Below are 15,329 nucleotides of genomic sequence, written 5' to 3'. Positions count from 1 at the left end.
CAGGGAGAGAATATAAGTCAGGTGTCATTAGCAAACTTAAAATTGTATATATATTCTCTTGAGGTAAATATGAAAAATTTTTTTTTGTTCTTAATTGTTTCCTTTTCATTTGAATACCTATCAGGTCAAACAATCACTCCGCGTGTTGATATTCCCCTGAATCTTTCAGATGGAATTTCTTCACAGGTTGTAAATGTTGGCGTTGATTCAACTGCAACAACCGGAATAGATCCGCACTTGGGTGAAGCGCCGCTTCCAATATTCCCACCGACCGGAATGTTTTTTTGTGCACTTGATCTTTATCCTTATGGTGTGCAGGCATTAGTTTGGAAGGATTACAGAAATGCGCCATCATTTCCCTATACAGGCTCTCATCAACATAGACTAAGATGGCAGTTATCCTCCAATTCCATTGGGTTTTCAATTTCATACAACCTGCCGATTGGGATAACGATGGAAGTAAGAGATCTATTTGGAGGAGTGCTTTTTAACAGTGGTACACTATCCGGAGAAGGAACTTATTCAGTTCCTTACATCGAGCTTGGCTCTGCTAACCTTACAATGTTTTATAATAATGTAGGCGGTGATCCGTCAGGACCGATATTCGGGATATCTTCTACATCATTAAATTTCAGTCCTGTTCCGGTTGGTTCTACAGATACTTTGCAATTAACTATTTCTAACTATGGCTTATCAAATCCGCTAAACATTTCTTCTATCATATTTACAAATACTCACTTTATAGTTTTACCCAATTCATTTCCGATTTTTATTGCTCCGCAATCTTCTTTAGATTTTTATGTGATATGCACTGCAACTTCACTATCACAAACCGGTTCAATGGAAATTATTCATAATGCTTCAGGATCACCCGCATATGTAAACTTATCCTCTCCACCCGGTTTACCTCCTGGTCCTCTATTAGAATTTTCATCGAACGAAATAGTTTTTCCACAACAATTACTGGGAACAATTGACACTATTCCAGTAACTGTTTTCAATAATGGATATCTTAATTCATTGAACATAAATTCTGTAAACTCAACAAATAATTATTTCAATATTCTGCCGGTTATTTTTCCGATTGAAATTGAACCTCGCTCAAGTCACGAGTTTTTTGTTACCTATATTTCAGCGGATACATTACAAACTGGATTGCTGGAATTTGATCATAATGCCCCGGGCTCACCTTCAATGCTGCGTGTTAGATCAGTTGCGACAGGGGCACAGTGTGTTCTAAATGTTTCTTCTTTATTTTTTACGTCTGACCCTTCCCAAAGAATATTTTGGGTAACAAACACAGGCATGGCTGATACACTATTAATTACGAATATAATCTCAACAAATAATCACTATGCAGTAGTTCCGAATTTGTTTCCTGTTTCAGTACCGCCTGGTTCTACAAAAGTTTTTGAAGTATATCTTAACTCAGCCTCAGGTTCAGAATTGGGAATTGTCAGGATTTACCATAATGCGGTTAATTCACCTGACTCGATTATTGTTGCAAATTATCTTCTAACCCCTTCTGCCGAGTGTAGAATTGAAGTAGTTAGTGGTACAGCATCTGGTAATTTGTATTTTGGTACTCATCCGTTAGCAAATGATGGTATCGATGAGATATTTAGTGAATCAAATCTGCCGCCACTTCCACCAATCGGGGCATTCGATAAAAGATTAATTCTCCCACGGAATAATTTTTCAGGTACTCACAGTTCATATAGGGATATAAGACAAGCACCAGAATCATATGTGGGTTCAAAAGAGTACAGAATATCTTATCAAAAAAATATGAATAACGGTATTGAGTTACGGTGGTATCTAACTGAAGGAATAAATGGTTTTATTCAGGATGTTATAAATGGCTCATTCATTAACGTGTATATAAGCGGGACTGGTAGTTTTGTGGTTCAAGATCCTGTAGCATTTAACACACTTAAAATGTTAGTAAATTATTCAGAAAATACTCCTGCTGAATTGTTATCCTTTTCAGCATCTGTGGTTGGAGCAGACATTCAACTTGACTGGAGTACAGGTTCAGAAACAAATAACAGCGGTTTTGAAGTACAAAGGAAAACAATAAACTCAGAATGGACTATCATTGATTTCAAACCCGGCCAAGGTACTACATCGGAAAGAAGTGATTATACTTACATAGATGATGTAGCTGGAATAAATTCGAGTGAAGCATACTACCGGTTAAAACAGATAGACTATGACGGAACCTATACATATTCCGAAGAAGTAAAAGTAAGCCTGATACCATTTAAGTATGAATTATCGCAGAATTATCCGAATCCGTTTAACCCAACAACAACAATAAGTTGGCAGTCACCAGTTGGCAGTCATCAAACAATAAAAGTATATGATGTACTTGGCAATGAAGTAGCAACATTAGTAAATGAATACAAAGAAGCAGGTAGTTATGAAGTAGAGTTTGATGGATCATCACTGGCAAGCGGAATGTATATCTATAAACTAAGTTCCGGTGGATTTACATCAAGTAAGAAGATGATTTTAATAAAATAATTATATAAGCATTAAAAAATGAAAGAGCCGTTCTGAATAATTGGAACGGCTATTAATTGCTGCTTATCAAACATTAATAATTTGATTTTGTAGTCCTAAACTGCTTAGTTATAGCGAATAAATATATTCTTAATGAATATCAGGGTAGGAATATGAAAACAATATTCACTTTTCTTTTTGCATTTCTTTTTTTGCAATCAGCATATTCACAATGGCAGATGATGAACAGTCCGTTAGCTACACCGGATATTCAAAAAGTAGCGTATCATCCTAATGGATATGTATTAGCTATCACAAATGAAAATGAAGTTTTTAGAAGTGATATAGCTCAAAGTAATTGGAGCAAAGTTGCAACGTTAAACAATGTGGTGCAATGTATAGACATTAGTCCTGCAGGAACAATATATGCGGGGATTATTGGAGGGTATCTTTATTCGACTGATATCGGTCTCACCTGGAATGAAAAACAATTATTCCAACACTCTGTATATTTTATAACGGATTTGGAATTTGATGCGAATGGAAATCTTTTTATGGTTTCATCTGGACATACCAGTATTCTACCATGCATCTATATTTCAAATGATGGGGGGAATACCTGGACATCACCTATGGCAGGTTTGCCCACTGATGGATATTCAGTAGTTGGAATTGAAAAAGATTCGGTTGAAAACATATATATCCTTTTACATAGTTATCCTAACTCCAAATTATATAAATCAACAGATGATGGTAATTCCTGGCAATTAGTTTCTATTATGGAAGTTTCTTTTTCAAATGACTTTAAGATTGATCGACTGGGAAATTTTTATACCTTCAAGTATCACGGTGCCAGTGGATTAATATATAAATCTACTGATGGTATCAATTGGAATGAAATATATTCAGGAATAATACAAAAATTATTTATTGATACTGAAAATAATATTTATGCTGCTCTTGAATATAAGGGGTACACAGGTTGGGTTGATTCTGGTTATACTTATTACAATATGATTTTATCATCAGATGGAGGATCAAACTGGCAACTCATGGGGTTGGCAGGATTAAAAGCACATGATTTTATAAGAGTTGAAAATAAGTTCTTTATAGCTACATCAAATGGCTTGAGAACTTCGATCATATCTAGTAATCAATGGTCTTTGTGTTTTGAGTATCATGATAGAAATGCAATTGTTAGTGATATTTTAAATCTTTCTGCTGAAGGAAGAAAACTTATCGGAACCGCGAGAGGATTAATGCACTCTGAAGAGGTTGGGGAATCCTGGGTAGAAACATCTGTACATCCATCAATAAAATTCATTAAAAATGATAACTTCGGAAACATATATGCTACTTCGAAATATCTATATCGTTCCACCGATTTTGGGTTGACGTGGGAAATCCCACATGACATGGAATCGGATAACCCGAGAGAAATTAAGAATATTTTTATAAATGATTCGGGCTACATATTTACAATTCAGAATCTTGTTGTCCAAGGATTTTATATAATAGGACTTAAGTCAACTGATTTTGGGAGTAGTTGGATAACTCAATTCAGTCAAACATGTGCTTGTAATGCATCAACTGATGCACATTCAATCATTGAAAATTTATCAGGGGCACTTTTTTTGTCATTCAATCTTATTCTATATCCAACGCCACCCCCGTCAATTGAATATAGACGGTGGGTTGTTAAGAAAGAGCCTGGTTTTAATGAACAGGTTTTGTTTGAAAATCAAATTGCAAATAATATGTATTTATTCAATAGTGAATTGTATATGGCTATGAGCAGCTATTCTTCTTCTTCTTTAGGCGTTCTTAAAACTAGTGATAATGGTAGCACGTTTGTACAATTGAATAACGGTCTTTCAAGTTTAAAAGTTACTCAGCTAATCTTAAAACCCGAAGTATTCCTTGCACTAACCGGAGATGGAATCTACCGATCATTAGATCAAGGCAATTACTGGATGCGGCTTGATCACACAGGCTTAACAGGTACAATCAATCGAATTTATCTGGATGATAACCAAACATTATATGCCTGTACAAGTAACGGGATATATGTATTCACGGGAGAACTTCCTGTTGAGTTACTTACATTTACGACGAGCATAGAAACAGGCAGAGTTACGTTAAATTGGTCTACAGCAAGTGAGCTAAATAACCGGGGATTTGAGATACAGAGAAAGTCAAAGAATGCTGAATGGATGACAATAGGTTTCAAAGAAGGCAAAGGAACAACAACAGAAAAGAATGAATACACATACACAGATGATGTAGCTGGAATAAATTCGAGTGAAGTATACTACCGGTTAAAACAGATAGACTATGACGGAACCTATACATATTCCGAAGAAGTAAAAGTAAGCCTGATACCATTTAAGTATGAACTGTATCAGAATTATCCGAATCCATTTAACCCAAGTACAAAGATAAGTTGGCAGTCACCAGTTGGCAGTCATCAAACAATAAAAGTGTACGATGTACTTGGCAATGAAGTAGCAACATTAGTAAATGAATACAAAGAAGCAGGTAGTTATGAAGTAGAGTTTGATGGATCATCACTGGCAAGCGGAATGTATATCTATAAGCTAAGTTCCGGTGGATTTACATCAAGTAAGAAGATGATGGTGATAAAGTAATATTATTAAATAATTATTTATAGAATGAAAGGGGTTAATTATGTATCAATTAATTTTTAATACAATTTTGATTTGTCTATTCTGTTGGGGCGTATGGGGAATAACACTGGCTCAACAGGTTATAGAAGCTTCACCGATTATGACATCTGATTTTGTGAGCTATGAATACGATCCGGAAGATTCTATTCGTTTCAGAAATAACTCACTAGTCAATTTTCCGACCAGTTCTTTAGGCTTAATCATCAATGATATAAACCTGCTTAACTCAAATGAAAAATTTATTGTTCATTCCATTGAATTTGAAAATTTGATGCAAAAAATTGAGAAGTATAAAAAGTATAGAAGATTTTTCACTTATGATGAAAAGTTAAGAACTACAACAGTTCAGGCAGAAGAGTTTATCGATGGTAAATGGGTTGAAGATCAACGAACGGAAATTATCTATGATAATTTTGATAACAAGTCTGAAATCAATTACAAATCCAGCTACCAGGAAATAAAAATTGAATACTCTTATGATTGGGATAATAACTTAGTAACTACAGAAAAAGAGATAAAAAAAAATAACGAAGAGCAATGGCAATTTTATTGGGGGAAGGAATACGAATATTCAGATGGAAAAATGGTTGGGATAAAATATGATCAGAACAATGAGCAATCATTAGGTCTTCCCTATTGTTTTAAAATTATTTATAGTGAGAATACTATTGAAACCATGAGCTATGATATGAAAAAAGAAAATTTGAAACCAAGAATTAAACATCTAAATGTTGTTGATATCACGGGTAGACCTTTGGATATAACCAAAATGAAATGGAGTGATTCATCCTGGTCAACTGAATCTGTAATTAGCTATGAATATTTTGATAATGGGAACATATCAAAAATAAGATCCTCTTATAGACCTATGGATAAAAGTGGAAACATGTTGGACGTTGATGTAAAAAATTTTAATCGACTTGTTAGTAATTATTTGTATGATGAAAATGATAATTTTGTAAGGTGTTCACAGTATAAAATTGAATCAAATGATATGGATAGCACATTATTCGGTTTAATTGATTTTTATTATGACAAACAAAATCAAGTGTCTTTTGTGGAAAGATCATTTGAGAATGGTGGTATATTCCAACTTCAAGAAAAACATCAGTACGAAAGAGATATTTATAATAATATTGTTAACATCAAAACTTATTTGTGGAGCAATAATGAATGGATAATTCAGAAAGAATCAAAGATTGAATACAAGACAAAATAATTTATTTAAAAATTAAAATAATTATATGGACACAAAAAAATTTCTCGCACAAGAAAATGAAAAAGTAAAACTCGCAGACTTTGAAACAGATTACACCGGCAAAATAAAATCAAAGAAAGAAGCGGAGGAATTACTTGAAGCTAACATTAAAAAAATGCGTGAGCTGCAATCAAAACTTTATGCCTCAGACAGATTTGCATTACTATTAGTCTTTCAGGCTATGGACGCTGCTGGAAAAGACGGAACTATTAAACGAGTAATGAGCGGACTAAACCCGCAAGGGACACAGGTCTTTAGTTTTAAGCAGCCATCATTGGAGGAAATGGATCATGGATATTTATGGCGTATAAATAAAGCACTTCCTGAACGCGGAAGAATTGGTATTTTTAATCGTTCGCATTATGAAGAAGTTCTGGTTGTGCGTGTTCATAATTATCTTAAATCATCAAGACTTCCGGAAAACCGTATTGATAAAAATATTTGGTCAAGAAGATTTGAACAGATAAATGGATTTGAAGAATATCTTTATGAAAACGGAATTATACCTGTCAAGTTCTTTCTTCATATTTCCAAAGATGAACAGAAAAAAAGATTTATCTCAAGGATTGACGACCCATCAAAGAACTGGAAGTTTTCAAAAGCCGATATTGAAGAGCGGAAATACTGGGATGATTATCAGAAGTGTTACGAAGAAGTTATCAACAATACCAGTAAGAAACATTCTCCATGGTATATCATTCCTTCAGATAAAAAATGGTTTGCAAGATTACTTGTTTCGCAAATTATTATTGAAACTTTGGAAAGTCTTAATCTTGATTATCCCAAACTTTCAAAGGAACAATTAAGTGAACTGGAAGTTTGCAAAGAATCTCTGCTTAATGAAAAGTAGGAATGTATTTTAATCTTTCAGTCCAATCTTTGTATAACTTGAGATAGTTTAATCTTTTATCTCTTGGGCAAAATGTATATATTTCAACAAGAATAGCCCTTATTTATGAAAATATATCAATACTTGCTGAATACAATCTCTGAAAAGGGAGCCGCATATCTCGTCTTATTAGATCCCGATAAAATTGGTGAAGACAAACTACCGGGTTTTATAAAACACTGTGCAAAAGCGGGAGTAGATGCTTTCCTTATCGGGGGCAGCCTGATGATGAGCAATAACTTTGATTCATTCATTGATAAAGTTAAAACAACTACAGATTTGCCTGCAATCATATTCCCCGGAAGTATTAACCAGGTTTCAGCATCTGCGGATGCGATACTTTATTTGTCAGTTGTAAGTGGAAGGAATCCGGAAGATTTAATAGGGAAGCACGTACTTGCTGCACCAATAATTAAGAAGGCTGGTATTGAACCAATTTCAACCGGTTATATAATTGTTGAATCAGGAAAAACGACAACCGCACAGTATATGAGCGGAAGTTTGCCTGTGCCAAGAAATAAACCTGAGATTGCATCAGCAACGGCACTTGCTGCTGAATATCTTGGTATGAAATTAATTTATCTTGAAGCAGGAAGCGGCGCTGAAAATTCAGTGCCGAATGAAATGATAAAAGCAGTAAGCGATAATTGTAAAGTTCCGGTTATAGTTGGAGGCGGAATTAGAACTCCGCAATCAGCAAAAGAAAAAGTTGATAACGGCGCAAACATAATCGTTACCGGCAATTTTTTTGAAAACGAAAATAACTGGGATATGATAAGATCGTTTGCTGAAGCAGTGCATGTTAAACAGTATATAGTTGTGTGAGAAAAGTATGAGTTTGAAAGAAATAGATAATAAGCTAAAAAAAATTAAAAGAGATTTGACTGAACTTGAAAAAGAATTGAACAAGGAAAAAATCAGGCTTAAAAAAAGTAAAAATACTAAAAGTGTTTCCCCCAAAATTAATGCAAAAGATGAGTGGGAGAAACTTCGTATTGAAGTTACTGGATTGTGGGATGGTAAAATGAATTCAGTTGAGGAAATTCGTGCCCAGCGAAACAGGGACTAAAAATTTAATCACATTAGATTCATCTGTAATTATATCCTATCTGATTGACGAAGAAATACACCGAAGCAGAACAAATCAAATCTGGAATAAACTCTTTTCTGAAAATACATCTGTAATAATTCCCAATACTGTTTTAGTTGAAGTTGTGAGTGCTATTAAAAGAAGGACCGGTTCTATAAAAATTTCGGAAAATATTAAACAGTTGCTTCTTAATACATCTCAGATTAAACTTATAGAGTTAGGTAATGACTTATCTTCTAAAGCCGCAGATGTTTCCATTAAATATGGACTAAGGGGGATGGATTCTATAATAGTTGCAACTGCAATTGAGTTTAATTCCGAGTTAATAACATTTGATAATGAAATAATCCAAAAATATTTAAAACGGATTTAACTGATAATATGGAAATACAAAAATTTATAACAGACAATCTAAAGGAAAGTTCAGAAACAAAACTCAAAATTATTGAGAGTTGTTCTGATGATATCATCTCCGCAATTGAGATGCTTGTGATCTGTTACAAGAACTCAAACAAACTTTTACTATGCGGCAATGGCGGCAGCGCCGCTGACTGTCAGCACATAGCAACAGAGTTTATGATAAGACTTAGTCATCATTTACAACGACCTGCATTACCTGCAATAGCTCTTACTACTGATACATCAAACTTAACAGCGGGCGGGAATGATATTGGTTTTGAAAATGTCTTTGCACGCAACGTTGAAGGACTCGGGAACAAAGGTGATGTACTGCTTGCAATATCAACAAGCGGCAACTCAGCGAATGTTATAAAGGCAGTCGAGATGGCTCATCAAAAGGGGATGAAGGTGATAGGTTTTCTCGGCGGCAGCGGAGGTAATTTAAAATCCTTGGTTGATAACCCGATTGTCATTCCATCTTCAAACACACAAAGAATACAGGAAGGGCATATAACAGTTGCACATATAATTTGTGAGGCTGTTGAAGAAAAACTGTACGGATAATAATAATTTTATAATAAAAACTCTGTGTCAGTCTGAGCGTAGTAGAGGGATGACACCTGCTAATTTTACAACCCCATTCTTGTACCCATCCAGGAAATTTTATCACCTTCCTTAATTCCATACTTATCGCAAAATCCACCAACAACCTCAACAACATACTTTGCTGGTTTTGATGAAGGATAGGATTGATCAGACAGCACTTTTGTGCTTTTGTGAATTGTAACTATTTCTTTGTTTGAATTAACAAATAACATATCAAGGGAAATCAATGTATTTCTCATCCAGAATGATCTTGGTGATTCATCAGGAAATATAAAAAGCATTCCCTGGTTTTCTTTCATTTCTTTCCTGTTCATCAAACCGAGCTGTGTTTCATATTCATCAGCGGCGTATTCCATTTCAATCTTTGTTTTGGTATTGCCAAGACTATCAGTGAAAACAAGTTCACCTTCTTTGGTAAAAGTGTAATATGTCACTTCGTGTTTATTATTATTCATAAAATTATTGATTACAAAAAAACCCGCAGCGATAACGAGCAGTCCGATAGCAACTACACGGCTTAAAGGTAACTTTTTTTTAGTGCCTTTCTGATATGATGATTCAGTTTTTTTCTGATTCTTTTGAGCCATAATTATTTTCCCGATATTTACTCATCAAATATAAGCAAAGAGAACATCAGACAATGAGTAAAATTATTGACCGTGAGGTAATTCAGCTTAATGAAACTCAACAGAAAATGATTGTCAGCGGTTGGGGAGAATCTACTCTTACCAATACAGTTGTTGAAAAAATAATTTATGACTCAGATGGTTTGAAAGTAAAGGGATACATTGCTTATCCAAAAGATGATTCAAAAAAATATCCTTGCATAATCTGGAACAGAGGCGGAATTGGTAATGCAGGTGCTATCGATTCATTCACAGCTCGGGGTATTTACGGACAACTGGCAAGCTGGGGATATTGCGTTTTCGCATCGCAGTATCGTGGTAATGACGGGGGCCAAGGGTATGATGAATTTGGGGGAGATGATATTAATGATGTACTCAATCTTATTCATCTTGCTGATGAAATAAAGCAGGCAGATAATAATATTTGGGGAATTGAAGGCTGGAGCCGCGGCGGTATGATGGCGTATCTTACTTTAACACAAACAAACATCTTTAAAGCTGCAATTATTCTTGGAGGGATTGCAAACCTCCGATGTAATTCCGATGAAAGTAAATTTATGAGAAGATTATACGAACATACAATGGGTAAGTATGAACAAGAAGATTTTAAAGCTAAGTGCGGAACAAGATCAATAATAAATTTTCCCGAAAAACTTTCGCGAACTACACCCATGTTAATCATTCACGGAAACGCAGATGACAGGGTTCTTCCGCACGATTCAATTGATCTTTCTTACAAGCTTCTTGAATTAAAAATTCCATTCCGTTTGTTAATGCTTGAAGGCGGGGATCATTTTATGAAATCACACCGGAAAGAAGTTGATGAGATGAGAAGGAAATGGTTTGAGAAGTACCTTAAATAAGGATTAAGAATAAGATAAAGATATGGTCATATCTTATTCTTACTCCGTTTTCCGTTAATTACTTTAAAAGAATCATCTTCTTTGTCTGAATAAAACTCTGTCCTGAGCTTGACGAAGGATCACCAGCCTTCAACTGGTAATAATAAATACCGCTTGCAAGATCACCGGCATCAAATTCAATTTCGTAACTGCCTGCAGGTTTTTCTTCGTTTATCAATGTTACAACTTCTCTGCCGAGTAAATCGTAGACTTTAAGTACTACAAACTGTCTGCTGCTAACTTCATACTTTATTGTAGTTGACGGGTTAAATGGATTGGGAAAGTTTTGTGATAAAGAAAAAATAATAGGAGATTTTTGAGTTTCACCGATGTTAGTTAATGTCGTGTCTCCATACGCTATGCCATTAATGATGCATCCTTTTAAATCGATATATGCATTGAATAAATCTATTACAGATAAAAACATAGAATCAAGCCCGATTCCTTCTGTTAGGGTATAACTTTGAAAACCCATATCAAGGCTAATGAAATTTTTTCTCACTTTATAATGCGTGAGATTAAAATCAGTAAAGTAATCATCAAATTGATAGAGCATTGGGTAATTTTCTGATTGAAAGGAAATTCTGCCGGAATAAATAATGTCATCGATTTCTGACCAAAGATTATCAATCAGGTATTCTTGATTGAAGGTTGTATCAAATTCATTAAATCTGAAAATTTTTCCTGTCAAAGAATCAATTCTTTCGAAATAAACTACATCATCATTTGTATATAAATTTTTATCCTCAACACGATAGTATACATTTCCATTTGGTTTTATTTCAGATCCGGAAATAAATCTTGTAAAATAGCTTGTGTCTGTTGTCTGCCAGCCACCTGGGTCCTGTGAATAATCAATCCGCTTATAGAACCATTTATTTCCTGTTTGCAACGGGTAATACGAAAAAATCTCCTGAGGAATTGGAAGTGATTTTATAATTGAAACTGTATCGTCACTCACTTCATACAAATTATACCTTGATGCTGCGTAAAGTTTGTTGTCTTCAGCACCAATATTAGGTTTCTTATAAATTCCGATTATACTTTTATCAAGCTCTTTATAAAGGTTAAATGTTGAACCATAGTTATTTGATCTGAAAATTTTTTTCCCATCGGCTAAATAAATCTCCCCTGATTGATCCGGGTTCAGAGAAAGATAATATTCTTTGTTGGTAGAATAGATTGTTTGCCAGGTAAATGCGTTACCCTGAAATGCGGACGATTTTAGAGAATAATTAGGATAGTTCGATGCAAATTTTCTGTAGACGTGATCACCGTCTGTATCATAGTAAAAATACTCATCATTAAGTCCAACAGTATCAACTGCCTGAAAGCTTATTCCCGAATTAGTTGTTTTATATAAATAGGTTGTTCCCCACCAGCGATAGGGACCAGTGGAAAAAAAGATATTTTCATCAAATGGAGAGAGTGACTGTAGGCTCATGGAATCATTTAGATTAACCCAGTTAAAACCGCCATCCGAGCTTTTGGAAATAAAAGGAGATGCATAAATCAGGCTGTCATTTTGGTTTGAGATAAAAAGTCTGTTAAAGGATTCAAATAATCCGCCCCAAACAAAACCAGAGTCAAATCTTGAAATATAGCCCCAGCCTTCAAAACAATTTGACTCGGTTCCTGTATAAATGAATTGATTCTCGTTGTTGTGCCAAAAATCAAAATCCGAAACACTTATTCCATATCCATTCAGATCAAAACAGGAATAATCGTCGACTAAAAATAATGTATCTGTCTCGGTTCCCGGTATCATCTTATAAATATTATTTGCGCCTGAATATACATTACCGCTTTCTTGTTTGGATAATATTCTGTAAAACAAAAGTGTATTCCCCGTTGAATCCTCCATCCCCCGTAATTCAGAGAATTGTGATGATATATTTTGCGCAGCTAATGATCCTGAAAAGAATAAAATCAGAGTTATAAACAGATTTTTTGATTTCATTTTTTAATCCCTCTGTTACTTTAGTAGAATCATCTTCTTTGTCTGAATTAGGTCACCAGCTTTTAACTGGTAATAATAGACACCGCTTGCAAGACCACCACCATCAAATTCAACATCGTAACTTCCTGCATCTCTGTATTCATTCACCAATGTTGACACTTCATTTCCGAGTACATCATAAACAATTAATGTTTGCCAGGTGCCTATAGGTGACTGCCAACTTATTTTTGTAATTGGATTAAACGGGTTTGGGTAGTTTTGATACAATAAATAATCATTTGGTTTATCTACAGGTGTCTCTTCAACTGATGTAATAAACAGTGAAGCTGTTCCAAACGCCAGAGAATCATATGGTTGATTTCGAAGGGTTAATATTTTTTTTCGCATCAGAGAAATGCTCTCTAAATTGTTTCTTCCGAGCGCAGGTGCCAATGCAAGCATTATCCATTGTGAATCACCAGGCGCAAGGGTATAGGGACCCGTGAACAAATAAAAACCTGCTTCTCCATTCGTTTGTGTCTGCTGCCAAATCCAACCTTGGTTTGTAACAGGGTCACCATCCAATGGAAATTTTGTTGGCTGATTGGTAATTGGATTTACAATTGTCTCACCGTTTTCGTAAAATCCGCGAGCTATATTCCATGCACCTTCTAGGGTGTAATATGCATCAAAGTATGGGTGTTGATCCTGAGCAACAGGATAAAACGATGACAAGCTACTGTTTTTAAAATCCGGAATTCTGGTTTGACCAAACTGAGCAGTATCGCCTTGTGATTCTATAATCGGTCCATATAACATAGCATACCCAATTGCCGGTGGAATACTGCAGGTTGATAAGTTGGTAGTCCAACAAAAACCTGATTGAATTGAGGTATCAACTGCGGGAGGATTTGAACCAGCAAAACAAAAATCAATATCTGTCCAGAATCCAATAAAAGCAGAATCAATTTGCTCAGAGCCTTTATTCAGAATTTTAAACTCGAAAAACATAGTATTCGAAAATAAATCTTCATAATCTGTTTGATAGCCGGACCTTGAATAAATCAATTGCTGAACTTCCAGAGGCATTACAGGAAGTGAATCACGATAGTTATTCCAGTTTATTCTGTACTCAACTGTGGAATCCATAGAATTATAAACTGTCCACAAGGTTTGATCCCCATAAACCTGCGGTTCACCCAATGAGTTTACAGGCGCTCCAAAATCAGAAGGCCACTCTGCATAATCTGGATTCGAAACATTGTCGCCTTTAGAGATTTTATATATCCGGTATCTCAAAGAATCTTCCGGATGAATCAACATTGCGGCCTGTCCATTTATTATTGGTCCTGGGGAATATGCAGACGACCATTGTGCTATAGCAAGATGCGGATAATCATTTATTTTACCGATTACATGTAATCCATAACCGAAGGTAATTATTGATGGATCTATTAATCTCCAGTTTATATAATGCGGGTAATCAGTTAACCCTATGTTATAAAAACCCCCATAAACATTGCTGGTATCGAGAAGTTTGTAATCAAGGAATAATAATGAAGCTTCACCCAAATTTTTTTGAGGATAAATATTCATAGAAAATAAAATACTGAAGGTAAATAACAGAAACAGTGTTCTCATCTTTTCCTCCCTTGCTGTAACTCTATAACAAAATATGCTTTACTTTAAAAGGATCATCTTCTTAGTCTGAATAAAACTCTGTCCTGAGCTTGACGAAGGATCACCTGCCTTCAACTGGTAATAATAAATACCGCTTGCAAGATCACCGGCATCAAATTCTATTTCGTAACTGCCTGCAGGTTTTTCTTCGTTTATCAATGTTACAACTTCTCTCCCGAGTAAATCGTAGACTTTAAGTAATACAAACTGTCTGCTGCTAACTTCATACTTTATCGTAGTTGACGGGTTAAATGGATTAGGATAGTTTTGATTCAATAAATAATCTGATACTACAGAAATCGGTACAGAAATATTTGTAGGTGTGAATGTAAAAGGAGTAACCCAAAATCCTGCAGGATTAAACCGGTCAGGGTCAGGTCCAAAATATCCCAGCTCATAAAAATATCCAACAAAAGCAGTATAAGAATTATCATTATTTTTTCTGAGTACGGGTGCTAGGTGAGCACCATTTTCATTCATATTTTCTGTCTGGGTTAGATTTATTGGTTCTGACCATTCAGAATTTAAACCACGATATGAAATATAAACATCGCACAAATCCGGGACGCTTGATGAATTATTAGTAACCCAAACACATGCCATCATTTCACGATCTTTGTCAAAAGCCAAATAACCGTTAGGTCCCATCTGCCCCCAGGCGACACCTTCTCTATCAGTAAAAATAGTTTCCGATATTCCTTCATAAATAATTTTGCCATCCCAGCCATTAGTCGTTTCAAATACTTCA

13 protein-coding genes are annotated in these 15,329 nt (G+C 35.0%); 9 read left to right on the top strand and 4 right to left on the bottom strand.

What is annotated here, in order from left to right; all coding sequences use genetic code 11:
• Positions 1–1,938 precede the first annotated feature (1,938 nt).
• The 8 genes from IPM56_15450 to IPM56_15415 all read left to right on the top strand — a co-directional run bounded on the left by IPM56_15450 (position 1,939) and on the right by IPM56_15415 (position 9,392).
• Positions 1,939–2,526 carry a T9SS type A sorting domain-containing protein gene (locus IPM56_15450; GenBank protein ID QQS38334.1) on the top strand — a complete coding sequence of 196 codons (588 nt, stop codon included), beginning with the start codon at positions 1,939–1,941 and terminating at the stop codon, positions 2,524–2,526.
• 152 nt (positions 2,527–2,678) lie between these two features.
• On the top strand, positions 2,679–5,153 hold the full coding sequence (locus IPM56_15445; GenBank protein QQS35619.1) for a T9SS type A sorting domain-containing protein: 2,475 nt from the start codon (positions 2,679–2,681) through the stop codon (positions 5,151–5,153).
• 40 nt (positions 5,154–5,193) lie between these two features.
• Positions 5,194–6,411, top strand: coding sequence for a hypothetical protein (locus IPM56_15440; GenBank protein QQS35618.1), 1,218 nt, complete (start codon positions 5,194–5,196; stop codon positions 6,409–6,411).
• A gap of 25 nt (positions 6,412–6,436) precedes the next feature.
• Entirely contained in the window at positions 6,437–7,300 is an 864-nt protein-coding gene (locus IPM56_15435) for a polyphosphate kinase 2 family protein (protein ID QQS35617.1), read from the top strand.
• Between the two features lie 105 nt (positions 7,301–7,405).
• Entirely contained in the window at positions 7,406–8,164 is a 759-nt protein-coding gene (locus IPM56_15430; protein QQS35616.1) for a geranylgeranylglyceryl/heptaprenylglyceryl phosphate synthase, read from the top strand.
• Between the two features lie 7 nt (positions 8,165–8,171).
• Positions 8,172–8,408, top strand: a complete 237-nt coding sequence (locus tag IPM56_15425) for a hypothetical protein (protein ID QQS35615.1) — start codon at positions 8,172–8,174, stop codon at positions 8,406–8,408.
• A complete protein-coding gene (locus IPM56_15420; protein ID QQS35614.1) occupies positions 8,386–8,802 on the top strand; it encodes a type II toxin-antitoxin system VapC family toxin in 417 nt (138 codons plus the stop codon). Before IPM56_15425 ends, IPM56_15420 begins: the two co-directional genes overlap by 23 nt.
• Positions 8,803–8,810: 8 nt before the next feature.
• The gene (locus tag IPM56_15415) at positions 8,811–9,392 is read left to right on the top strand and encodes a D-sedoheptulose 7-phosphate isomerase (GenBank protein ID QQS35613.1); all 582 of its coding nucleotides are present in this window, start codon (positions 8,811–8,813) and stop codon (positions 9,390–9,392) included.
• A gap of 65 nt (positions 9,393–9,457) precedes the next feature.
• Here the strand turns inward: IPM56_15415 and IPM56_15410 are convergent, their stop codons facing one another.
• Positions 9,458–10,021 carry a DUF192 domain-containing protein gene (locus tag IPM56_15410; protein ID QQS35612.1) on the bottom strand — a complete coding sequence of 188 codons (564 nt, stop codon included), beginning with the start codon at positions 10,019–10,021 and terminating at the stop codon, positions 9,458–9,460.
• A gap of 53 nt (positions 10,022–10,074) precedes the next feature.
• On the opposite strand from IPM56_15410, the gene IPM56_15405 reads away from it, so the two are divergent.
• A complete protein-coding gene (locus IPM56_15405) occupies positions 10,075–10,923 on the top strand; it encodes a prolyl oligopeptidase family serine peptidase (protein ID QQS35611.1) in 849 nt (282 codons plus the stop codon).
• Between the two features lie 58 nt (positions 10,924–10,981).
• Here the strand turns inward: IPM56_15405 and IPM56_15400 are convergent, their stop codons facing one another.
• From IPM56_15400 to IPM56_15390, 3 genes are all read right to left on the bottom strand, one after another.
• Positions 10,982–12,826: a T9SS type A sorting domain-containing protein gene (locus IPM56_15400; protein QQS38333.1), complete on the bottom strand. Its 1,845-nt coding sequence runs from the start codon at positions 12,824–12,826 to the stop codon at positions 10,982–10,984.
• Positions 12,827–12,937: 111 nt separating this feature from the next.
• A complete protein-coding gene (locus tag IPM56_15395) occupies positions 12,938–14,542 on the bottom strand; it encodes a T9SS type A sorting domain-containing protein (protein QQS35610.1) in 1,605 nt (534 codons plus the stop codon).
• 39 nt (positions 14,543–14,581) lie between these two features.
• The gene (locus IPM56_15390) at positions 14,582–15,229 is read right to left on the bottom strand and encodes a T9SS type A sorting domain-containing protein (GenBank protein QQS38332.1); all 648 of its coding nucleotides are present in this window, start codon (positions 15,227–15,229) and stop codon (positions 14,582–14,584) included.
• Positions 15,230–15,329: the final 100 nt, after the last annotated feature.

This window comes from Ignavibacteriales bacterium, from assembly GCA_016700155.1.
Classification (GTDB): Bacteria; Bacteroidota; Ignavibacteria; order Ignavibacteriales; family Ignavibacteriaceae.
This window is presented reverse-complemented; position numbering and strand designations above follow the sequence as displayed.